The 21794-nt window shown below is 71.0% G+C and carries 17 protein-coding genes; 5 read left to right on the top strand and 12 right to left on the bottom strand.

Annotated elements, in window-relative coordinates; genetic code table 11:
* Positions 1-386 precede the first annotated feature (386 nt).
* The gene (locus ACWCP8_RS24070; RefSeq protein ID WP_352271085.1) at positions 387-1394 is read right to left on the bottom strand and encodes a stage II sporulation protein M; all 1008 of its coding nucleotides are present in this window, start codon (positions 1392-1394) and stop codon (positions 387-389) included.
* Positions 1395-1513: 119 nt separating this feature from the next.
* Between ACWCP8_RS24070 and ACWCP8_RS24065 the strand changes: the two genes are divergently transcribed.
* Entirely contained in the window at positions 1514-2476 is a 963-nt protein-coding gene (locus ACWCP8_RS24065; RefSeq protein ID WP_451118014.1) for an RDD family protein, read from the top strand.
* Here the strand turns inward: ACWCP8_RS24065 and ACWCP8_RS24060 are convergent.
* The 8 genes from ACWCP8_RS24060 to ACWCP8_RS24025 form a co-directional block, all read right to left on the bottom strand.
* A complete protein-coding gene (locus ACWCP8_RS24060; RefSeq protein WP_352271081.1) occupies positions 2473-3084 on the bottom strand; it encodes a hypothetical protein in 612 nt (203 codons plus the stop codon). The two genes, ACWCP8_RS24065 and ACWCP8_RS24060, sit on opposite strands and share 4 nt — an antisense overlap.
* Positions 3085-3261: 177 nt before the next feature.
* Complete coding sequence (gene ahcY / locus ACWCP8_RS24055; protein WP_352271086.1) at positions 3262-4719, bottom strand: adenosylhomocysteinase; 1458 nt, start codon at positions 4717-4719, stop codon at positions 3262-3264.
* A gap of 261 nt (positions 4720-4980) precedes the next feature.
* A complete protein-coding gene (locus ACWCP8_RS24050) occupies positions 4981-5976 on the bottom strand; it encodes a cation diffusion facilitator family transporter (protein WP_352271080.1) in 996 nt (331 codons plus the stop codon).
* Between the two features lie 87 nt (positions 5977-6063).
* Positions 6064-7245 carry a mannose-6-phosphate isomerase, class I gene (gene manA / locus ACWCP8_RS24045; RefSeq protein ID WP_451118011.1) on the bottom strand — a complete coding sequence of 394 codons (1182 nt, stop codon included), beginning with the start codon at positions 7243-7245 and terminating at the stop codon, positions 6064-6066.
* 120 nt (positions 7246-7365) lie between these two features.
* On the bottom strand, positions 7366-8502 hold the full coding sequence (locus tag ACWCP8_RS24040) for an SIS domain-containing protein (protein ID WP_352271076.1): 1137 nt from the start codon (positions 8500-8502) through the stop codon (positions 7366-7368).
* Between the two features lie 109 nt (positions 8503-8611).
* Positions 8612-8794 (bottom strand): Trm112 family protein, encoded by a 183-nt coding sequence (locus ACWCP8_RS24035; protein ID WP_030927015.1) that lies wholly within the window; start codon positions 8792-8794, stop codon positions 8612-8614.
* A 302-nt stretch (positions 8795-9096) separates the two neighbouring features.
* Positions 9097-10488, bottom strand: coding sequence for a phosphomannomutase/phosphoglucomutase (locus ACWCP8_RS24030; RefSeq protein ID WP_352271074.1), 1392 nt, complete (start codon positions 10486-10488; stop codon positions 9097-9099).
* A 94-nt stretch (positions 10489-10582) separates the two neighbouring features.
* Positions 10583-10960, bottom strand: a complete 378-nt coding sequence (locus tag ACWCP8_RS24025) for a DUF3499 domain-containing protein (protein ID WP_329451759.1) — start codon at positions 10958-10960, stop codon at positions 10583-10585.
* A 322-nt stretch (positions 10961-11282) separates the two neighbouring features.
* On the opposite strand from ACWCP8_RS24025, the gene ACWCP8_RS24020 reads away from it, so the two are divergent.
* Entirely contained in the window at positions 11283-11726 is a 444-nt protein-coding gene (locus ACWCP8_RS24020; protein ID WP_267004850.1) for a metallopeptidase family protein, read from the top strand.
* Between the two features lie 148 nt (positions 11727-11874).
* Here ACWCP8_RS24020 and ACWCP8_RS24015 read toward each other — a convergent pair whose 3' ends face one another.
* The 3 genes from ACWCP8_RS24015 to ACWCP8_RS24005 form a co-directional block, all read right to left on the bottom strand.
* Entirely contained in the window at positions 11875-13398 is a 1524-nt protein-coding gene (locus ACWCP8_RS24015; protein ID WP_451118008.1) for a DUF5719 family protein, read from the bottom strand.
* Positions 13395-17240 carry a glycosyltransferase gene (locus ACWCP8_RS24010; RefSeq protein ID WP_451118006.1) on the bottom strand — a complete coding sequence of 1282 codons (3846 nt, stop codon included), beginning with the start codon at positions 17238-17240 and terminating at the stop codon, positions 13395-13397. Before ACWCP8_RS24010 ends, ACWCP8_RS24015 begins: the two co-directional genes overlap by 4 nt.
* Positions 17241-17666: 426 nt before the next feature.
* On the bottom strand, positions 17667-17930 hold the full coding sequence (locus ACWCP8_RS24005) for a WhiB family transcriptional regulator (RefSeq protein ID WP_030927001.1): 264 nt from the start codon (positions 17928-17930) through the stop codon (positions 17667-17669).
* A gap of 751 nt (positions 17931-18681) precedes the next feature.
* On the opposite strand from ACWCP8_RS24005, the gene ACWCP8_RS24000 reads away from it, so the two are divergent.
* The 3 genes from ACWCP8_RS24000 to ACWCP8_RS23990 all read left to right on the top strand — a co-directional run bounded on the left by ACWCP8_RS24000 (position 18682) and on the right by ACWCP8_RS23990 (position 21651).
* Positions 18682-19221 (top strand): cysteine dioxygenase, encoded by a 540-nt coding sequence (locus ACWCP8_RS24000; protein WP_451118004.1) that lies wholly within the window; start codon positions 18682-18684, stop codon positions 19219-19221.
* 112 nt (positions 19222-19333) lie between these two features.
* Positions 19334-20290, top strand: a complete 957-nt coding sequence (gene cofD, locus ACWCP8_RS23995; RefSeq protein ID WP_451118002.1) for a 2-phospho-L-lactate transferase — start codon at positions 19334-19336, stop codon at positions 20288-20290.
* On the top strand, positions 20287-21651 hold the full coding sequence (locus ACWCP8_RS23990) for a coenzyme F420-0:L-glutamate ligase (protein ID WP_451118000.1): 1365 nt from the start codon (positions 20287-20289) through the stop codon (positions 21649-21651). The genes cofD and ACWCP8_RS23990 overlap by 4 nt, the downstream gene beginning before the upstream one ends.
* The last annotated feature ends 143 nt before the right edge of the window (positions 21652-21794 follow it).

The raw sequence follows: 21794 nt of genomic DNA, 5'->3' as shown, positions 1-21794 counted from the left end.
CCCTGCGAAGCAGGAGAATTTCTACTGCGCTTTCCAGGTTTTCGCTTTCGCGTTTCCCTTTCCGGCGGTTCCAACCTTACCAGACTCTTTTTCGTGCCGTTTCCGGTCCGAATTTGATTCCGGCGGCCGTTGGAGTGGCCTTTGCCTTTCGGCTGATTCGACTTTATCAGAGGCGTTTCGGCCGAGCTAATCGGCTTCATGGCCCAGATAAGGGAATCGACGGCTCTTCAGGAATTCAATTTCCAGTGAGCAAGATGAACACTACCCGTTGAGCCCTGACTTGTCCAGTCCGACTCAACCGTTAGAATCTACCTCCCCCTGTCCACCGTGTCAACGGTTTTTTGGGGCGAGGAGGAGACTAGCAGGTCAGCGGGGTCGTACGCACATCAGGCGGCGGCAGGGAGCTCAGCGCTCCGCTCGGTGGCGTCGACGTCTCCCGCTTCGCCGGCTCGGGCCGCTCGGCCGCCCAGTACGTAGACGTACGTGAGGAAGGCCAGCTCGGCCGCTATGCCGATGGCGATACGGGCCCAGGTCGGGAGGCCCGAGGGGGTGACGAAACCTTCGATGACGCCGGAGACGAACAGAACCAGGGCCAGGCCTATGGCCATGCCGATCGCGGCCCGGCCCTGTTGCGCCAAGGCGGATCGCCGGGTCTGCGGGCCGGGGTCGATGACCGTCCATCCCAGGCGGAGGCCCGTGCCGGCTGCGACGAATACTGCGGTCAGTTCGAGCAGGCCGTGCGGGAGGACCAGGCCGAGGAAGGTGTCTAGGCGGCCGGCCGACGACATCAGCCCGATGCCGACCGCGAGATTGAGGACGTTGACGAAGAGGATCCAGATCACCGGGAGGCACAGGAACGCCCCCAGCACCAGGCACATCGCGGCGGCCTGGGCGTTGTTCGTCCAGACCTGAGCCGCGAACGAGGCTGCCGGGTGGCTGGAGTAATACGTCTCGTACTCCCCACCGGGGCTGGTCAGGCGACGCAGATCGTCCGGGGCGGCGATGGCCGACTGGACTTCCGGGTGGGTGCCGATCCACCAGCCCATGAGTGCGGCCAGGAGCGTCGAGAGGACGGCCGTGGGTATCCACCAGTGCCTGGAGCGATAGACCGCGGCGGGGAAGCCCGCTGTCAGAAAGCGGGTGGCGTCGCGCCAGGAGGCCCGGCGGGTTCCCGTCACCGTGGACCGGGCACGGGCCACGAGCTGGGTGAGGCGCGCGGTGAGCATCGGGTCCGGGGCGCTGGACTGGATCAGTGAGAGATGCGTGGCCGTCCGCTGGTAGAGGGCGACGAGCTCGTCGGCTTCCGTGCCGGTGAGTCGGCGCCCGCGGTGCAGGAGATGGTCCAGGCGGTCCCACTCGGTTCGGTGGGCGGTCACGAATACGTCGAGATCCATGGTCGGCTGCTGCTCCAGGCATGGGTGCGTACGGGTCCGTACTACTGCGGCGCGCTGCGGGTCAGCTTGGCAGACTGAGCTCCCGAGGGGCAGGGAAGGTCGGCGAAGGGTGGGCGGCAATGAGTGAGCTTGTGACCGGGGATGCGGTCGTACTGGGGCTGCGGCCGGCGAGACTGCCGAGCCGCGCGTTGGCTCTGGCGATAGATCTTGTCGTGGTCTGGATCGTGTTCATCCTGGTGTCGATCGGGTTGACCATAGCGACGGTGACGCTGGACGAGGCGGCGGGTGCGGCCATAGCCGTCGCGACCTTTCTGCTGGTGCTCGTGGGCGGGCCGATCGCGGTCGAGACGCTCAGCCACGGGCGTTCGCTGGGGAAGCTCGCGTGTGGCCTCCGGGTGGTGCGGGACGACGGAGGGCCGATCCGGTTCCGTCACGCGCTGGTGCGCGGGGCGATGGGGGTCGTCGAGATTCTGATGACGCTCGGGGTCTTCGCCTGCATCGCGTCGCTGGTGTCGGTGCGGGGGCGGCGGCTCGGGGATGTCTTCGCGGGGACGCTCGTCGTGCGGGAGCGGGTGTCCGCCGGTCGCGGGATCGCTGTGCCGCCTCCGCCGCCATGGCTGGTCGGCCGATTCGCCGGGCTGGATCTGTCAGCGGTGCCGGACGAGCTGTGGCTGGCGATACGGCAGTACCTGACGCGGATGCAGCAGCTCGATGCGGAGGTGGGGCTGTCGATGGTGGAGCGGCTGGCCGCCGAGCTGGCGGTGCGTACGGGGGTTCCGGTGCCGCCTGGGGTGCCGGCCGCGGCATATCTGGCAGGCGTGGTGAACGAGCGGCAGGCGCGGGATGCCCGGCGGGTGTTCGCCGCTGTGCAGGCCGATTCCCTCGGGCAGGGGAGCGTGGGAGTTGGTTCGGCGCCGGTGGGAGTGGTGGGACCTGCAAGGGCGGTCAGCTCGGTCGCCCCTGGAGCCACCGTTGCCCCTGTAGCGCCTGCTGTCCCTGCGGCTCCTGTTGAACCTGGGGTTTCTGAGGCAGAGGAACCGGCGGTCCGGAAGCCGGGCACGGGGTTCGCGCCACCTGCCTAGCGGGGGGAGGGCGGGGTTTCCAGGTCTTCGAGCTCGATGCCGGGGGCCGAGAGGACTACGTCGCCGGCGATGTGGATGGTGTGCTGTTCGCCCGTGTCCAGGGCGTTGACCTGGTATTCGTCCACCATCAGAGGGCCACTGTCAGTGGCGTGCGCTTCACTGTTCACCAGGGCCCAGGACTGGTCGACGGTACGGGGGGCGAGGACCGGGTCCGTGAAGGCGACGAGGCGGATGCGGGTCGCGGGGGAACCGGGGGTGAGGCGCAGCAGTCGTGAGGTCGCGATCAGGAATGCGGGAGAGGTGCCGGTGAAGCCGTGGGCGCGGACATTGCCTTCGGTGGCATGAGTGCCGGTCGGGTCGGTGCGGACCCAGGTGACGCCTTCGAGGGCCGCGCCGCGGATCTGCCAGCTCGCGGCGTGCAGTTCGAGGCGGATGGGGCGGCCGAGTTCGTCGAGGGCCAGATCGACGGAGCCGAGGTGGTCGCCGGAGGGGGCGATGGTCTGGGAGACGTAGCGCCAGCCGGAGGGGCCGGGGGCGCAGTGGAAGTGTTCTTCGCCGAGGGGGGTGTGGTCGTGGGGGTCGTGGAGCGAATAACGGCCGCGTGGCATGGGGTCCTTCGGGTTCCTCGGGCTGTGCGGGTGCGGTACGGCGCAGGCCCCCGACACGGGGGTGCGGGGGCCTGCGCTCGTATCTGCTGCTGAGGCTGCGGCTGATCCGGCCGTCAGTGACCGGTCACCGGCCGGCGGTGAGCTGTGTGGTCGATGACGGGCGGCACCGCTGCCGGATCAGTAGCGGTAGTGGTCGGGCTTGTACGGGCCTTCGACCTCGACGCCGATGTACGCGGCCTGCTCGGGGCGGAGCGTCGTGAGCTTCACGCCGAGCGCGGCAAGGTGGAGGCGCGCGACCTTCTCGTCGAGGTGCTTGGGCAGCACGTAGACGTCGGTCGGGTACTCCTCGGGCTTGGTGAACAGCTCGATCTGGGCCAGGGTCTGGTCAGCGAACGAGTTGGACATCACGAACGAGGGGTGGCCGGTGGCGTTGCCCAGGTTCAGCAGGCGGCCCTCGGACAGCACGATGATGACCTTGCCGTCGGGGAACGTCCAGGTGTGGACCTGCGGCTTGACCTCGTCCTTGACGATGCCCTCGATCTTGGCGAGGCCGGCCATGTCGATCTCGTTGTCGAAGTGGCCGATGTTCCCGACGATCGCCTGGTGCTTCATCTTGGCCATGTCGGCGGCCATGATGATGTCCTTGTTGCCCGTCGTGGTGACGAAGATGTCGGCCTGGGCGACGACGTCGTCGAGCGTGGCGACCTGGTAACCGTCCATCGCCGCCTGCAGGGCGCAGATCGGGTCGATCTCGGTGATGATGACGCGGGCGCCCTGGCCGCGCAGCGACTCCGCGCAGCCCTTGCCCACGTCGCCGTAGCCGCAGACGACGGCGGTCTTGCCGCCGATGAGGACGTCGGTGGCGCGGTTGATGCCGTCGATCAGGGAGTGGCGGCAGCCGTACTTGTTGTCGAACTTGGACTTGGTGACGGCGTCATTGACGTTGATCGCCGGGAAGAGGAGCGTGCCGTCGCGGTGCATCTCGTACAGACGGTGCACACCGGTCGTGGTCTCTTCGGTGACGCCGCGGATCTCGGACGCCAGCTGGGTCCACTTCTGCGGGGACTCGCCGAGGGTGCGGTTCAGCAGGGTGAGGATGTGGCCGTACTCCTCGCTGTCCGCGGTCGACGGGTCCGGGGCCACACCGGCCTTCTCGAACTCGACGCCCTTGTGGACGAGGAGGGTGGCGTCACCACCGTCGTCGAGGATCATGTTCGGACCGCCGGTGGGGGTGTTCGGCCAGGTCAGGGCCTGCTCCGTGCACCACCAGTACTCTTCGAGCGTCTCGCCCTTCCAGGCGAAGACCGGGACGCCGGCGGGGGCGTCCGGGGTGCCGTTCGGACCGACGGCGATGGCCGCGGCGGCGTGGTCCTGGGTGGAGAAGATGTTGCAGGAGGCCCAGCGGACCTCGGCGCCGAGGGCGACCAGGGTCTCGATCAGCACGGCGGTCTGCACGGTCATGTGCAGCGAGCCGGTGATGCGGGCGCCGGCGAGCGGCTGCACGGCGGCGTACTCCTTGCGGATCGACATCAGGCCGGGCATCTCGTGCTCGGCGAGCGTGATCTCCTTGCGGCCGAACTCCGCGAGGGAGAGGTCGGCGACCTTGAAGTCCTGTCGATTGGCGACCGTCGTCATAACGGGCTGCTCCTCGTAGTGGGTGTCGAGGGTGGGTACGGCTGGCTCTGCGGCGGCGGACACAGAAATGCCCGAGCGCTCGCAGCGCAGTCCGTCGGAGGCCCTCTCTCCCTCGCCCGGTCCGCATGCGCGGAGCGGCCGACCGCCATCAGCAGCGACGTCTGACACTGCCATCGAATCTACACCGATCGGGCCGACCGCTCCCAGCCCGCCCGGGATCGGAAGTGATCGGGAGGGGGGCCGGGGCGGGGTACAGGTGGATCAGTGGTCGGATTGTGTCGGGGCGGCGTCAGGGGTCTCGGGAGCGTCAGGGGCCTTGGCCGGGTTGGTGCCCGTGGCGGCGGCCGCCTCGTTGAAGATGTCCGGTTCCAGGTAGATGACCCGGGCGATCGGGACGGCTTCGCGGATCCGGGACTCGGCAGCATTGATGGCGTTGGCGACCTCGGTGGCGGTGTCGTCGTGCTGGACCGCGATCTTGGCGGCGACCAGCAGCTCTTCCGGGCCGAGGTGGAGCGTACGCATGTGGATGATGCGGGTGACGGTTTCGCCGTCGACGACCGCGGCCTTGATCTTTTCGACCTGGTCGGTACCGGCGGCCTCGCCGAGCAGCAGGGACTTCGTCTCTGCGGCGAGGACGATCGCGATGCCGATCAGCAGGATGCCGATGCACAGCGTGCCGATGCCGTCCCAGACGCCGTTGCCGGTCGCCAGGGTCAGGCCCACACCGAACAGGGCGAGCACCAGACCGATCAGCGCGCCGAGGTCCTCCAGGAGGACGACCGGGAGCTCGGGGGCCTTGGCCCGGCGGACGAACTGGGTCCAGGTGAGCTCGCCGCGGCTCTCGTTGGACTCCTTGATGGCGGTCCGGAAGGAGAAGCCCTCGGCGATGATCGCGAAGACCAGCACGCCGACCGGCCAGTACCAGGCCTCGAGCTCGTGCGGGTGCAGGATCTTCTCGTAGCCCTCGTAGACGGCGAACATGCCACCGACCGAGAACAGGACGATGGAGACGAGGAAGGCGTAGATGTACCGCTCGCGCCCGTAGCCGAAGGGGTGCTGGGGGGTGGCTTCGCGCTGGGACTTCTTGCCGCCGAGCAGCAGCAGCCCCTGGTTGCCCGAGTCGGCGACCGAGTGGACGCTCTCCGCGAGCATCGATGACGAGCCACTGAACAGGAACGCCACGAATTTGGCCACTGCGATCGCGAGGTTGGCGGCGAGTGCCGCCACGATCGCCTTGGTTCCGCCTGACGCACTCATGGGTGCCTGGTGTCCCTTCTTCGGTGCTGCGGCCCTGGCGCCGCGGTACGGCCGGACATTGTTGCAGCCGCTGATGCGGACGGTACGTCAGGCCACCACTGTGGCGCGGAACAGAGTGCCGGTACCGGACGCTACGACCGTTTCGCCCGACGGTACGAAGACCGAGGCACCGGGGGTGAGATCGAGGGTGCCGACGCGGGGTGCGCCCGCGGTGCAGAGCAGGATCTGCGGGGTGGGCCTGGTCAGGTCGACGGGGGCGGCTCCGGGCGAGAGGTCGAAGCGCGACAGCCGGAACTCGTCGACCGGGGTCTCGTACAGCTCCTCGCCGGAAGGGGACGCCTCAGGGCGCAGGATGCCGGGGTCGGTCGCCTCGAAGCGGACGATGCGCAGCAGTTCGGGGACGTCGATGTGCTTGGGCGTCAGTCCGCAGCGAAGCACGTTGTCCGAGTTGGCCATGATCTCGACGCCGAGTCCGCCGAGGTAGGCGTGCGGGACGCCCGCGCCGAGGAACAGGGCCTCCCCGGGCTGGAGTTGTACGTAGTTCAGCAGCATCGCCGCGATGACGCCCGGGTCGCCGGGGAAGTGGTGTGCGATGCGGGCGTACGGGGCGTGGGCGCCGCCGAGACGCTCGGCGGCGGCGGCCGCGGCGGTCACCGTCTCGGCCATCTCGACGGGGTCCGCGGTGAGGATCGCCGTGAGCACCTCGCGCAGGGCCGCCTCTTCGGGGCGGGCGCCGAGGAGATCGACGTACGGCTTGAGGGAGTCGACGCCAAGTGCCGCCATCGCCTGCGCCGCCTCGGTGGGCCTGCGGAAGCCGCAGAGGCCTTCGAAGGGGGTGAGCGCGCAGATCAGTTCGGGCTTGTGGTTGGCGTCCTTGTACGTGCGGTGGGGCGCGTCGATCGGGACGGACCGGCGCTCCTCGTCCTCGTACCCCTCCTTGGCCTGCTCGAGGTCGGGGTGGACCTGGAGGGAGAGAGGGGCGCCTGCGGCGAGCAGCTTGAGGAGGAAGGGAAGGCGGGGGCCGAACTTCCCGACGGCGGCCGCGCCCAGCTCGCGCTCCGGGTCGGCGGCGATGACGTCGGTGAGGGGCTGCTCGGTGGGGGTTTCCGAGGCGCCGGATATGCGGGTGAGGCGGGAAGGCGCTCCGGGGTGGGCGCCCATCCACATTTCGGCTTGGGGCTCGCCGGTGGGGGCGACGCCGAGCAGCTCGGGAATGGCGGTGGTGGAGCCCCAGGCGTAAGGGCGCACGGTGTTGGAGAGCCGGTCCATGGAGAGTTCGTCCTCGTGAGATGCGCGGATCGTGCGGTGCGGTGGTCGTGCGGTGCGGTGGTCGTGCGGTGTGGCTGTGCTCGGTGCGGTGGTTGTGCCCGGTACGGGTGTGCGGTGCGGTCAGGCGTGGGCTGCCGAGGCCAGTGCCAGGTAGACGGCGGCGAAGTCGGTGACCGCGAGGAGCTCGGCGAGGGCTTCGAGTTCGCTGCCCTCGTCCGGTTCGAGTTCACTGACCGGCGTGTCGTGGCCCAGGGCCAGTTCGCGGGCGGCGGGGGCGGCGCTCAGACCGCCGGCGGGCCGGTCTCGGAGCAGGACGACCCGGGCGTGCAGGGCCTCCGCCTCGTCGACCCGGTCGCGGAAGAAGTCGTCGGGGTCGGCGCCGGCAGCGAAGGTGCCCGCCAGTAGCGCCCCATGGGCGGGGAGGGCCTCGGGGAGTTCGGCGGCGAGGGCCGGGCGGCCCGACAGCTCGGCGAGGACAGCGGCGAACCGGCGCCCGACCGGCCCCGCGGCATCGCCTTCCGTCCACACGAGCGGCAGGCTGTCGGCGAGCTCGGCGGCGAGCGTCTTGGCCGGGTTGCTGTACGTGGCGATGGCCGGGCCGCAGCGTTCCGCGGTGCGGTCCAGGCGGTCGGCGACGCTCTGGAGCGTCTCGGCGGGTGCGGTGATCAGGCCGACCCGGTCGAGCAGTGCGAGGAGCGGCGTGAACAGGGCCCAGAGCGTGCCGGGTCCGGCGGCCGACGTCTCGGCGTCGTACTCGCCGTGCGGGGCGGACGCCATCGGTACGACGAGGCCGTGCGCGCCGTCGACCGCTTCACGCAGCGGGGACTGCCGGGGGGCGACGCCGACGACCGTGCAGCCGCGCCGGTAGGCCTGTTCGGCGAGCAGGGCGAGACCCGGTTCGGAGCCGTCTGCCGTGACGATCAGCAGCAGGTCGACGGAGCCGGCCCAGCCGGGGAGCGTCCAGCGCATGGCACCCGCGGCAGGTGCGACACCTGTGGGGTGGATACGGGTGACGGGTGCGGAGGCTCCCGCCAGCGCGCCGATCAGATCGGCGACGCCGGATGCGGCAGTACCGGAGCCTGCGACCAGGACCGCCCGCGGGCGGCCCTCCGGGGCCAGCTCGGCGATCCCGGCCTCCGCCGCGTGCCGGGCGGCGGTACGGACGCGCGCCCCGGCCTCGGCGGCGCCGCGGAGCAGACCGCGGCGGTCGGCTCGGGCCAGGGCTTCCGGGGCGTCGAGCAACGACTCGTCGAGCATGGGGACGGGCCTCCGATCACGTGCTGATCACCGTGCGGGCTGCGGGCTGCGGTTGTACGGAGGTGGGGGCACCCCGGCCCGGTGGGCGGCGGCGCTCCCGTGCCTCGCGCTACGCGGGGCGGCGGGCCTCGTCGACCAGGAGTACGGGGATGCCGTCCCGTACCGGGTAGGCCAGGCCGCAGTCCGTGCCGGTGCAGACGAGCTCGGGGCTGTCGGCTGCCGACCGGTCGTCGAGCGGGGAGTGGCAGGCCGGGCAGGCGAGGATCTCCAGGAGGCCGGCTTCGAGCGGCATGGGGTGAGTCCCTTCAAGCATTCGAACAGGGGGTTCGGGTTCGCGCGGATCGGGCGACGTCAGCCTACCGCCGGGGTGGCGGGGGCGCGGCCCGGCCGGGGGGTGGGGCGGTCGCCCTGCGGGTGGGGGTGGGGCGCCTGTGGCTGGCTGTTCCCCTACCCGCCCCTTCCCGGGACCGGGGCTCCGCCCCGGAACCCCGGTCCGCGAGCGCCGGACGGCGGGAAGGATGCCCTCGAACGCCGGGTGGGCCGGGGGTGCCCGGCGCGCCGCGAGGGGCCTGTCGGGCGCTCTCTCAGGTGGCCTCACACGTCGGGGTCCTTCGATGCCGCCTGGCTGCGGACCATGGTCAGGACTTCGTCGCGTACCGCCGTCATCGTCTCTTCGTCGCGTGCTTCCACGTTCAGGCGCAGCAGCGGTTCCGTGTTGGAGGCGCGGAGGTTGAACCACCAGTCCGGTGCCGTGACCGTCAGGCCGTCCAGTTCGTCGAGCGTGATGTGGTCGCGGGTCTTGAAGGCGGCGCGCACCGCCGCTGTGCGGCCCGGCTGGTCCTCGACCGTGGAGTTGATCTCGCCGGAGCCGGTGTAGCGGTCGTACTGTGCGACCAGTTCCGACAGTGTGCCCCTCTGGCCGCCGAGGGCGGCCAGGACGTGGAGGGCGGCGAGCATGCCCGTATCGGCGTTCCAGAAGTCGCGGAAATAGTAGTGCGCGGAGTGCTCGCCGCCGAAGATCGCGCCGTGTGCGGCCATCTCCGCCTTGATGAAGGAGTGGCCGACGCGGGTACGGACCGAGGTGCCACCGTGTTCGCGGACTACCTCGGGGACCGACCAGGACGTGATCAGGTTGTGGATGACGGTGCCCTTGCCGCCGTTGCGGGTGAGTTCGCGGGCCGCGACCAGGGCGGTGATGGCGGACGGGGAGACCCCCGCGCCGCGTTCGTCGACGACGAAGCAGCGGTCCGCGTCGCCGTCGAAGGCGAGGCCCAGGTCGGCGTCCTCGGCCAGGACCCGGGCCTGGAGGTCGACGAGGTTCTTCGGGTCGAGGGGGTTGGCCTCGTGGTTGGGGAACGTGCCGTCGAGCTCGAAGTACATGGGGACGACGTCGAGCGGGAGCCCTTCGAGGACGGTGGGGACGGTGTGGCCGCCCATGCCGTTGCCCGCATCGACCACGACCTTCAGCGGACGGATGGCCGTCAGGTCGACCAGGGACCGCAGGTGGGCCGCGTAATCGGTGAGGGTGTCGCGCTCGGTGACGGTGCCGGGGGTGGCGACCGGCTGCGGTACGCCCTGCTCGGCCCACTTCTCGATCAGGGCGCGGATCTCGGAGAGCCCGGTGTCCTGGCCGACCGGCGCGGCGCCGGCCCGGCACAGCTTGATGCCGTTGTACTGCGCCGGGTTGTGCGAGGCCGTGAACATCGCACCGGGCAGGCCGAGGCTGCCGGAGGCGAAGTACAACTGGTCGGTCGAGCAGAGACCGATGAGGGTGACGTCCGCACCGCGCGCCGCCGCACCGCGTGCGAATGCCGCGGAGAGGCCGGGCGACGAAGGCCGCATGTCGTGGCCGATCACGATCGCTTCGGCGTCCGTCACCTCGACGAACGCCGCCCCGAACTGCTCGGCCAGCGATTCGTCCCACTGGTCGGGCACGACTCCACGCACGTCGTACGCCTTGACGATCTGCGACAGATCAGCAGTCACGGGCCGGTCCTCCTGAGGTTTCTGCGGACCGCCCAAACTACCCGGCCGGGCCGCGGGCTCTCGGCGGGATGGGGCCGTTCGGCGGTCGACCGCTTCAGGAGTCGGGTGAGCGAAGTACCCGCAGGTGGCCGCGGCGGGCGACCTCCATCGGGTCTGCGGCGTGCGGGCCGCCGCCTCTGGCCTCGGCCGCGCGTTCGTGCGGACGCGCCGCTTCCCGTACGGCGTTGGCGAGCGCTTCGAGGTCGTCACCGCTGGGGCGAGTGGGCGCGGAGGGGTCGGAGAGCCGGACCACTTCCCAGCCGCGCGGCGCGGTCAGCCGCTCACTGTGCTCGGCACAGAGGTCGTAGCAGTGGGGCTCGGCATAGGTGGCGAGCGGGCCGAGGACCGCAGTCGAGTCGGCATAGACGTACGTCAGTGTCGCGACGGCAGGGCGGCCGCACGCGGTGCGCGAACAGCGACGTACAGGGCTCACGATGTTGGACGGTACCGCACTCTTGAGCGGGCTGCGACGACTCTCTCTCAGGTCACCCCACCGTGTCGCACTGTGACCTCCGGCACAACCGCCTTTCGGGCAACTACCCTGACCTGCACCGGAAGAGAGAACCACAGGTCGCATCGGCAACGATTCCGGTCACCACCCGATACAAAAGCTGTCACTACGTAAGAGATCAGCGGTCGCGGACAGGGCCTGAAACGGGCTCAACGATGGCCGGAATGTTCAACAGTGGACATGCCACTGCCCTGCCGGTGAGCGGCGATCCCACTGCCCCGCCGGGAGTTACGCTGCGTCGGTGATGGACAGTCCTGTACCGCCGCCCCACCCGTCCGAGCCGCGATCCGAACCGCGTCCGCGCCGTCGTGACCGCCACGGCCGCGGCATGCGCGGCCCCGTGGCCCCGCCCCAGGTGCCGCTCTCGGTCAGCAGGGCGGAGACCTTCCGTGATCTCGTACAGGATTCGGTGGAGCGGCTGGAGCGGCGCTGGCCGCAGCTGGCCGATGTCGACTTCATGGTCCTCGATGTGCCGGGGACGCACGAGGAGACCGTGCCGCTGGGGCGTGCGGTGTCCGCGGCGAAGGACCGGCCCGCACAGATCGTCGTCTACCGACGCCCCGTCGAGATCCGGACCAAGAGCCGCGACGAGCGTGCGCTGCTGGTGCACGAGGTCGTGGTGGAGCAGGTCGCGGAGCTGCTCGGGCTGTCGCCGGAGTCGGTGGATCCGCGGTACGGCCAGGACTAGCGGTACGGGCAGGACTAGCGGTACGGGCAGGACAAGCGGGTGCCCGACGGATCAGGCGCGGTCCCGGCCATGGATCCGCCGGAGCACTCCGCGGGGGTGTGTGCGGTACGGGGCGGCGCTGTGTTCGGCGCCGCCCCGTACCGGTTGCTCAGTCGTCCAGGACCGAGAGGTCCTGCTCTGCCGCCGGCACCTCGACCGTTCCGCCGTCGTCCGGCAGCGTCTGCACCGTGAACATCGGGATGCCGCCCTCCGGGAGAGTGAGCGTGCGGGCGGCGTGCACCGGGCCGCCCGACTCCGTCTCCACGGTCAGCGCGTAGCTCCCCTTGAGCCCGGCCGGCACCTGCGGGGTGACCGCGAGCGTCGTACCGCCCTTCACCGTGTACGTCTTGACGGTCCGTTCGCCGCCCCCGCTGCCGGCGGACGCCGTGACCTTCACCGTGCCGGTGACGCCCGGCGCGGTGAGGGAGAGGATCGACCCCTTCGCCCGGTTGCCGGCCACCGTGGCCTGCGCGCCCACCGGTCCGGTCGCCGGGATGTATGCGACCTCCTGCTTGTCACCGGTGCCGCGGACCACACGCAGCGCGGCCACCACCGGGGTGGCCTGTCCGCTCTGTGCCGGGGTCAGCAGCAGGGAACCCGCTTCACCCCTGGTGATGTCCTTCAGATCGACGCCCGCGGTCATGTTGGACTTGACGTGGAGATCCTCGTGCCCAGCAGGCGAGATCGCGCCGGTCTTGCCCAGCAGTTTCACCTTCAGGTCGGCATCCTCCTCGCCCGGCGCGAAGGCCACCAGCCGTACGGAGGTGGCGTCCGCCGGGATGCCGGGGAGGACCAGAGTGCCCGTCGGGTCGACGGAGGCGGTGAGCCAGTCGCTGCCCGTCGCACCGTCCGCCGCCCTGACGACGGCCCCGACGCGTCCGGTACGGGTGGTGACGTGGATCGTCACATCGTCGGCGACCTCGCTGGTCAGGGTGGAGATCAGGACCGGGACGCTGGATCTGGCGGGGACCGTGATGCCCTCGCCCACATCGGACTTGAGCGAGCCGTCCGGCCCGTACAGCTCGATGTCGGCGACGGCGGCGGTGTCGTCCGGGTTGGTGAGATGGACGTAGTCCTCGCTGGACTTCGCGGTACTGGCGGCCGGGAACCAGAAGTCCGTGTCGGGTCCGGTGCAGCTGACCCCGAGCAGGCCGCGGGAGGCGCCCGTGCTGACCGTGGTGGTCTGCTGGGTGGTCCAGCCGGGGGCCAGCTTGCCGGTGGCGGTGCCGACCAGGGCGGGGGCGTCGGAGCCGGACGCGTCGGCGGTGGCCGGTTTGCCGGGCTCCTTGAGGGAGACGACCGGCTTGTCGGAATCCGCAGCCTTCTTCTTCGTGTCCTTCTTGGCGGTGGTCCCGTCGCCAGCGTCCACCGTGGTGGGCACGGACGGTTTCAGTTCCGCGGTGCCCGCCTCGCCGCCGACCCCGGACGCCGGGGTGAAGGACGTGTACGTCGTCTCCGCCAGCTCCGAGAGGCCGGGTGCCGGGCAGAGCAGGCTGGACCGCTCCACGGGCAGCCGCGCGGCGGTCTTCGCCCCCGTGGCGTCCGCGGCACCGGGCGCGGAGAGCGCGGCGAAGCCGGTGACGGCGGCGAGGGCTACGGTGCCCGCGATGAGGGACAGGTTGGTCGACTTCACTCGGACTCGCCTCGCGATGCGTTACCGGTCGGCCACGGGTTCTGGGCCGGGGCGGGGTTCTCGTCGGGGTGCTGCGGGTCGTACGGGGCCTGCTGGCTGTACGGCGCCTGCGGGTCGTACGGGCCCTGCTCGTACTGGCTGTACTGACCCTGGTCGTACTGGCCGGCCTGGTCGTACTGGCCCTGGTCGTACTGCTGCTGCGGGTAGCCGTACGGGTCGTACGCCTGGGCGGTGCTCTGCTGGTACGGATCGGCGTCGGCCTGCTGCTGCTCGTCCTGGTACTGCGCGTAGTCGCCGCCCTGGTACTGCTGCGCGTCCCACTCGCCGTACTGGTGTTGCTGCGGTACGGACGCGTACTGGCCGTCGCCCTGCGGCGCGTACTGGCCGTCCTCGCCCTGCGGCGCGTACTGGCCGTCGCCCTGCGGGTCGTACGGATCCTGGGCCTGGTGCCGGTGGCCGTAGGCGTCGTCCTCTTCCGGCTGCTGCGCGTACGGGTCGGCCGCCGCTTCCGCCGGCCGCTCCCCGCCGTCGCCGTAGTCATCGCCGTCGTAGTCGGCGTCCTCGGCCGCCGCCTCCGCCTGCGCGGCCGCGCGCAGCCTGCGGGCCCGGCGTCCCTCGCCCGCGACCGGCTCGGCCGGAACCGTCTCGGACTCCTCGGGCAGGTCGTCGTCGATCTCCCGGCGGCGGCCCGGCAGGGCCAGGACCAGCAGGACCACGCCGAGCGCGGCCTGGGCCCAGATCCATGCGGCGTGCGTGAGCGGCGCCTCGTACGTGAGGTCCAGCCTGCCGCCCTCGGCGGGGAGCTCGAAGCCCTGCGCCCAGCCGTCGACGGTCCTGCCGGTCAGCGCCCGGCCGTTGAGCGTGGCGTGCCAGCCGGGGTCCGCCGCGTCGGCGATCCGCAGCACCCGGCCGGATCCGCCCGCCGGGATCTTGGAATGTGCCTCGACGGGCTGGGAACCGACGGGCAGCTGTTCGCCACCGGCGCCGGACGGAACGATCATGATCCGGGCGATCTGGCGGTCGACGCGCCACAGCGCGCTGCCGTCCAGCTGGCTCAGCCGGCTCAGCCCCGGGGTCGCGTCGAGCACCCGGCTCATCTCGCGCGGTGCGCCGTCCCGTACGAGTACGTAGCGGATCGCGAACCCGCTGAGCTGACTGCCCTGATCGGCGCCGGAGCCCGCGACCAGGTTGGCGACGACCTTGTCGAGGTGGCTGTTGCCGCCGCCCGACACGGCCAGCTCGGCGTCGCCCAGCCGCGCGCCGGAGCCGCGGACCAAGGTGTACGAGACGGAGGCCGGCGAACTTCCGCCGAGCACCAGGGTGCGCGGCTGGTCGCGGGTACTGCTCTCCTCCGCGACGAACGCGGGCACCTGCACCGGGTCCCGGCGCTCCAGCGGACCCGCGGCGCCGCCGATCATCCAGCCGACGGCGGCAAGCACGGGGGCCAGCACCGCGGCGACGGCGATCAGCGCGGCGACGGGCTGGCGCCAGCCGAAGCTCAGCTCCGCGACGCGCACCCGTGCGCCGTCCGCACCGACGAGCGCGGCGGCGATCAGCGCGATGCCGTAGACAAGGGTGGCGGGTCCGGCCCAGCCGGAGCCGTTGGTGAGTCCGGCGAAGACCAGGGCGACGAGCGCGACGGCCCAGGCGGCGCGGACCGCGAACTGCCGCTCCCCGCGCAGCAGAGCGGCCAGCGCCGCGAGCACGATGCCGAGCAGCAGCGCGCCACCCGCGGCATTCGGGCCACCGGGGCTGATCCCGAGCAGGTCGAGTGCGGAGGCCGAGCCCGTACCGAACTCCAGACCCGCTTCCTTCAGGAACGACGAGGGGTTGCCCAGCAGCGACAGCGACCACGGCGCGAGGACGAGCAGCGGGGTGCCGATGGTGGCGAGAAAGCGGAGTCCGTACGCGGCGACGTCGTGACGGCGCAGGGCGAGGACACCGACGCCGAGGACCACGGCCAGCGGCCAGACGACGGGCGTGAAGGCCATCGCCAGGGTGAGGAGCAGGGTGTACGCCCAGGTGGCGCGCCAGCTGCCGCGGGTGTCCCCGCTGCGGCGCATCCCGTACGCGGAGACGGCGGTGCGGGCGATGAGCGGCAGCAGGATCGCCAGTACGGCGGTGCCGAGGCGGCCGGTCGCGAGGGCGCCGGTCGCGGCGGGCAGGAAGGCGTACGCGATGCTCGCCCAGGCCCGCAGCAGCCGCGATTCGAGCAGCGGGCGGGAGACGAAGTACGCGGTGAGTCCGGCGAGCGGAACCGAACAGACCAGCAGCAGAGTGAGCGCGAAGCCGGTCGAGCCGAGGAACAGCGCGGACAGGGCGGAGATCACGGCGAGGTAGGGCGGTGCGGTCTGGGTGCCGCCGGTGCCGACCGGGTGCCAGCCGTCCGCGTACCGCCCCCACAGGTCGGAGACGTCCGCGGGCGCGGGCAGCAGCGCGCCGCCCGCCAGTGCCCCGCCGCCGAGGAGGTCGCGGCAGGCGACGAGCGAGACAAGGAGCAGGACGGCGAAGAGCACCGGGCCGGGCTTGCGGCCGATCCGCTTGAGCCGTGCGAACTGCTCGATCTCCAGGAAGTCGGCGTCGTCACCGCCCGGTCCGGACTCGACGGCGCCGTGCCGTGAGCCGCCCGAGTCGGCGTCGGACCCGCTGCCGAAGTTTCCGGCGACCTGTTCGAAGGTGGCGCGGACGGTCGCCCCGGGCGGCGGGAACAGCCCGCGCAGTTCGGCCGCGTCCACCACTCCCTTGCCGCGTCTGCGCCGGGCCGCGAAGATCCGGCCGGGTCGCAGCAGGGTGCCGAGGAGTCCGGCGACCTCGTCGAGTGCCTGGCCGGGGACCTTGCCGACGAGATAGGCGAGGGTACGTACCAGGGTGCCGAGGACGAGCCTGAGCAGCACCCACGGCAGCATCTTGCCGCGGGCGTTGACGAGCATCGCGTAGACGGCACCGGCCTTGTCGACGCGGTGCGGGGAGGCGACGAAGCGGCCCGCGCAGTCGATGGGCCGGCGTTCCCTGGCGGAGGCCTCGGCATGCCGCAGGATGGCGTCGGGGGCGACGAGCACCCGGTGCCCGGCGGTGTGCGCGCGCCAGCAGAGGTCGACGTCGTCACGCATCAGCGGGAGTCTGCGGTCGAACCCGCCGAGCTCCTCCCAGAGGTCACGGCGGATCAGCATGCCGGCGGAGGAAACGGACAGCACGGTACGGACCTGGTCGTGCTGACCCTGGTCCTGTTCGCGCCGGTCGAGTCCGGTCCAACGGCGCCCGCTGTTGGCGATGGAGACGCCGACTTCGAGGAGCTGCTTGCGGTCGTACCAGCCACGGAGCTTGGGGCCGACGATCGCGGCGTGCGGGTCGGTGTCGACGACGCGGAGCAGCTCGGCGAGCGCATCGGGCTCGGGTGCGCAGTCGTCGTGGAGCAACCACAGCCACTGCACCGGTTCGCCGTGCGGCAGTTCGGGCAGGTCGTACGCGTCGTCGCGCCAGCTTCTGGTGACCGGGTCCCAGCCGCTGGGGCGCTTCAGATACGGCAGGTCGTCTGGGGTGAGTTCACCGGCCGTGCGGACCGCCTCGTCGACGGCCGTGCCGAAGCTCGTACGGCGTGCGAGGTGCAGGACGCGCTCGGCACCGAGCGCGTCGGTGACCAGCCGCGCGGAGTCGTCGGCGCTGCCGGTGTCGGCGGCGACGACGTGCTGTACGGGGCGTTCCTGCCCGAGCAGCCCGGCGAGCACGTCGGGCAGCCAGCGTGCGCCGTCATGGGAGACGAGCACGGCGGTGACGACATGCCGGGGGAACTCTGGGGCGGCGGCGGCCGCGTACGGCGCCGTCGATTGGCTGTGCACGGACATCGAGGTACGGGCCCTCCGGCCGGGTCCGGGGGGCGTCCCCCCGGGGGCTGCATCGGTGTACACGCGCGCTCCGTCGGGGCGTTGGCGCGTCTCGGACGGAGCCCCACACTAACGGTACGGATAACCGGGGTGGCGCGGAGCGGTTGAACGAGGACGGCGGCGGACCGGCCGTACGACCGGTCCGCGGACATGGCAGTGGCCCGCCGCCTGCGGGCAGGGTGCAGGCGACGGGCCATGGCGGTCGGGGCCGCGGCGTGGTGCGGAGCGGTGTGGGGAGGGTGGTCCGGAGCGTGGTCGGTGGCGCTCCGGTGGCCGGGAGGCTCCGGCGGATCCGGTCCGGCGGCCGGTTGCACTGTGGGCTTCGTGGACGTCGCGGCTCAGCGGGCTCAGCGGTCTCGTCGGCTCCGCGGGCTTGTGCGCTTCGCGTCAGACCGCGGCCTTCTTCAGCCGTCGTCGTTCCCGCTCGGATAGACCGCCCCAGATACCGAAACGTTCATCATTTGAAAGGGCGTACTCAAGGCATTCGGACCGGACTTCACAGGCAAGGCATACCTTCTTCGCCTCGCGGGTCGATCCGCCCTTCTCGGGGAAGAAGGACTCGGGATCGGTCTGGGCGCACAGTGCGCGCTCCTGCCAGCCGAGTTCCTCGTCCGCGTCCTCGACCAGCAGTTGCTGGAACAGCTCGGTCATGTGCGCCCCTCGTCTGTCTCTTGCGTCCCCGTGATGCAGCCGTTATCGAATCGGCCGAACGACACGAGTGAAATTACAAGTGCGTGGATCCGGGCCAGTCAAGCGGAGATCTGCTATTGGGCCCGGTATTCACTCTGCGGAACCAAGCCTATGCAGAAAGTGTGCAAATCACCAAAATCCTGACATATGCCACAGGCTCCGCCGCGCCCCTGTCCGCCACAGAGTGAGACGTCCAAGAGGACGGTCATGTTTCGATTCGATCACCGAAGCGATCAAGATCACAGTCGGGTCACGAGGCCACTGCGACGTTTACGGACGCGGTTGTTGCGCCACATCTCCGTTACGACGACTGCACAAACCTTTCTCCGGTCGGAGTAACCGGATGAGGTGAAACATAGCCACCAAATCGGGCATTGAGTTGACAACGAGAGCTTTGCTCGGTTCTTCTTGATGCCATGCCAGCAAACTCAGCGATGCGCACCACCCACGTCCGTGGGTTCCGCACCGCTGTCCAGGCTCGCTGTTGTTGTTCCAGCTGTCTCAGCTGTTGATGCCGTCCCCGCTGTCGAAGCCCTCGCGCTCCAGCTAGTCACGGCCACCCCCGCACCCCGGCCTCTCCGGTTCCGCTCCGCCAAGCCCCTTCTCCGGCCCGGCGGCACGCCCGGTCCCCACGGCCTCCGGTCCACGCGACACCCCCGCATCTGCGTCCGCGCTTCTGCCCCGCACTCCCTGCCGAGGAACCACCGCACCCATGAACAGCGACAGCGACCTTCAGATCGCCGGCGACATCCTCGAGGTTCAGCACCTCCTCCAGCCCGCGCGCAAGCACCCCTCCACGGTGGCCGAGTTCGTCGGACTCGCCCGCACCATCGCCGCCGACCGCGAGCAGTGGGCGTCGCTCGTCCAGTACGACGCGACCACCCGCTGGTACCACCGGCTCCGCACCGTTCCCCAAGCTCTCGGCTCCGCTCGAGCAGGGGAGACCCCACTCGGCTACGAGGTGTGGCTGCTCAGCTGGGTCCCCGGTCAGGGCAGCGGGATGCACGACCACGGGCTGTCCTCCGGCGTACTGACCGTTCTGGACGGCGAGTTGACCGAGCGCACGGAGCGCGGCAGCCGGTCGCTGGACTCCGGCGCGCAGCGTGTCTTCGCGCCCGGATACGTCCACGAAGTGGTCAACGACTCCCTCGAACCGGCCGTCAGCCTGCACATCTACTACCCGGGTCTGACCGAGATGCCGATGCACGCGGCGCAGTGCGCCCTGACGGCCGCCGACGTCGTATCCGCCTGACAGCCCACCCGTCGCCCACCACCACCCCACCAACGATCAGGCTTCGCCCGACAGCCCACCCGTCGCCCACCACCCCACCAACGATCAGGCTTCGCCTGACAGACTGTTGTGCATGCGCATTGTGGTTCTGGCCGGTGGTATCGGTGGTGCTCGTTTTCTGCGTGGCCTCAAGCAGGCCGTGCCCGACGCGGACATCACGGTGATCGGCAATACCGGTGACGACATCCATTTGTTCGGGCTGAAGGTCTGCCCCGACCTCGACACCGTGATGTACACCCTCGGCGGTGGCATCAACGAGGAGCAGGGCTGGGGGCGTACCGACGAGAGCTTCCAGGTCAAGGAGGAACTCGCGGCATACGGCGTGGGACCCGAGTGGTTCGGGCTCGGCGACCGTGACTTCGCGACACACATCGTCCGTACGCAGATGCTGGGCGCGGGCTATCCGCTCAGCGCCGTCACCGAGGCACTCTGCGCGCGCTGGAAGCCGGGAGTCCGGCTGCTGCCGATGTCCGACGACCGGGTCGAGACGCATGTCGCGATCGAGGTGGACGGTGAGAGCCGGGCGATCCACTTCCAGGAGTACTGGGTGAAGCTGCGTGCCTCCGTGGAGGCCCGTGCGATCGTGCCGGTCGGCGCGGAGCAGGCCAAGCCGGCGCCCGGTGTGCTGGAAGCCATCGCCGAGGCCGACGTCATCCTCTTCCCGCCGTCCAACCCTGTCGTGTCGGTGGGGACCATCCTCGCCGTGCCCGGGATCCGGGAGGCCATCGCCGAGGCCGGGGTGCCGGTCGTCGGCCTCTCCCCCATCGTCGGGGACGCGCCGGTGCGGGGCATGGCGGACAAGGTGCTCGCCGCGGTGGGCGTCGAGTCGACGGCCGCGGCCGTCGCCCAGCACTACGGCTCCGGGCTACTCGACGGCTGGCTCGTCGACACGGTGGACGCCGGAGCGGTCGAGGACGTGGAGGCCGCGGGGATCCGCTGCCGCGCCGTGCCGCTGATGATGACGGATGTGGACGTGACCGCCGAGATGGCGCGTCAGGCGCTGACGCTGGCCGAGGAGGTACGGGCATGAGCGGTGGCGCGGCCGCCGGCGAGGCGCCCTCGTACCGGGTGTGGGCGCTGCCCGGGATGCCGGAGGTGCGAACCGGGGACAACCTCGCGAAGCTGATCGCCGCCACCGAACCGGGGCTGGTGGACGGCGACATCCTCCTCGTCACCTCGAAGATCGTCTCCAAGGCGGAGGGCCGGATCGTCGAGTCGGCGGACCGGGAGGCGGCGATCGACGCCGAGACGGTACGGGTGGTGGCGCGCCGCGGCACGCTGCGGATCGTCGAGAACCGGCAGGGGCTCGTCATGGCCGCTGCCGGGGTCGACGCCTCGAACACCCCCGCCGGGACGGTGCTGCTGCTGCCCGAGGACCCCGACGCGTCGGCCCGGACGATCCGGGACGGGCTGCGGGACACGCTCGGCGTCGAGGTCGGGGTCGTCGTCACGGACACCTTCGGGCGGCCGTGGCGCAACGGACTGACGGATGTCGCGATCGGGGCGGCCGGGGTGCGGGTGCTGGACGATCTGCGGGGCGGGACGGACGCGCACGGCAACCCGCTGAGCGCGACCGTCGTCGCCACCGCCGATGAGCTGGCCTCGGCCGGTGATCTGGTCAAGGGCAAGGCCGAGGGGCTGCCGGTCGCGGTGGTGCGGGGGCTTTCGCATGCCGTGGACATGGGGGCCGGGGCAGAGGTGCCCGGGCGCCGTCCCGATGCCGGTGGCGTCGGGCCGGGGGCTCGGGCGCTGGTGCGGGTCGCGGCCGATGACATGTTCCGGCTCGGGACGTCCGAGGCGGTACGGGAAGCGGTGACCCTGCGGCGCACGGTGCGGGAGTTCACGGACGAGCCCGTGGACCCGGGGGCGGTACGCCGCGCCGTGGCCGCGGCGGTGACGGCTCCGGCGCCGCATCACACGACGCCGTGGCGGTTCGTACTCCTGGAGTCCGAGGAGTCGCGGACGCGGCTGCTCGACGCGATGCGGGATGCGTGGATCGCGGACCTGCGGCGTGACGGCAAGAGCGAGGAGTCGATCGCCAAGCGGGTGCGGCGGGGCGACGTGCTGCGCCGAGCGCCGTATCTGGCGGTGCCGTGCATGGTGATGGACGGATCCCACACGTACGGGGACGCGCGGCGGGATGCTGCGGAGCGCGAGATGTTCGTGGTCGCGGCGGGGGCGGGCGTCCAGAACTTCCTGGTGGCGCTGGCCGGTGAGCAGCTCGGGTCGGCGTGGGTCTCGTCGACGATGTTCTGCCGGGATGTGGTGCGTGAGGTGCTGGATCTGCCGGCGGAGTGGGATCCGTTGGGTGCGGTGGCCGTGGGTCGGGCCGCGGGGGTGCCGCGGGAGCGGGGGGTGCGGGATGTGGGGGCGTTCGTCGCGGTGCGGTGAGGGGTGATTCTTCTCCCCTGCCCGCCCCTTCCCGAGACCGTGGGCGGCCCCGTACCCCGGTTTCGCGGCCGTCGGCCGCGCTTTGTCCTCAACCGCCGGACGGGCTTGAAATTGCCGCGCTCGTCCTGAGCGGCTCGGCGGCC

The sequence above is a fragment of the Streptomyces sp. NPDC002206 genome (assembly GCF_053593595.1).
Note: the sequence above shows the minus strand (reverse complement) of the source record. Positions and strands in the feature narration are given on the sequence as shown.

Coding starts and splice junctions, on each gene's coding strand:
- ACWCP8_RS24070 (WP_352271085.1), bottom strand. CDS start 1,394: ATGGATCTCGACGTATTCGTGACCGCCCACCGAACCGAGTGGGACCGC.
- ACWCP8_RS24065 (WP_451118014.1), top strand. CDS start 1,514: ATGAGTGAGCTTGTGACCGGGGATGCGGTCGTACTGGGGCTGCGGCCG.
- ACWCP8_RS24060 (WP_352271081.1), bottom strand. CDS start 3,084: ATGCCACGCGGCCGTTATTCGCTCCACGACCCCCACGACCACACCCCC.
- ahcY (WP_352271086.1), bottom strand. CDS start 4,719: ATGACGACGGTCGCCAATCGACAGGACTTCAAGGTCGCCGACCTCTCC.
- ACWCP8_RS24050 (WP_352271080.1), bottom strand. CDS start 5,976: ATGAGTGCGTCAGGCGGAACCAAGGCGATCGTGGCGGCACTCGCCGCC.
- manA (WP_451118011.1), bottom strand. CDS start 7,245: ATGGACCGGCTCTCCAACACCGTGCGCCCTTACGCCTGGGGCTCCACC.
- ACWCP8_RS24040 (WP_352271076.1), bottom strand. CDS start 8,502: ATGCTCGACGAGTCGTTGCTCGACGCCCCGGAAGCCCTGGCCCGAGCC.
- ACWCP8_RS24035 (WP_030927015.1), bottom strand. CDS start 8,794: ATGCCGCTCGAAGCCGGCCTCCTGGAGATCCTCGCCTGCCCGGCCTGC.
- ACWCP8_RS24020 (WP_267004850.1), top strand. CDS start 11,283: ATGGACAGTCCTGTACCGCCGCCCCACCCGTCCGAGCCGCGATCCGAA.
- ACWCP8_RS24010 (WP_451118006.1), bottom strand. CDS start 17,240: ATGTCCGTGCACAGCCAATCGACGGCGCCGTACGCGGCCGCCGCCGCC.
- ACWCP8_RS24005 (WP_030927001.1), bottom strand. CDS start 17,930: ATGACCGAGCTGTTCCAGCAACTGCTGGTCGAGGACGCGGACGAGGAA.
- ACWCP8_RS24000 (WP_451118004.1), top strand. CDS start 18,682: ATGAACAGCGACAGCGACCTTCAGATCGCCGGCGACATCCTCGAGGTT.
- cofD (WP_451118002.1), top strand. CDS start 19,334: ATGCGCATTGTGGTTCTGGCCGGTGGTATCGGTGGTGCTCGTTTTCTG.
- ACWCP8_RS23990 (WP_451118000.1), top strand. CDS start 20,287: ATGAGCGGTGGCGCGGCCGCCGGCGAGGCGCCCTCGTACCGGGTGTGG.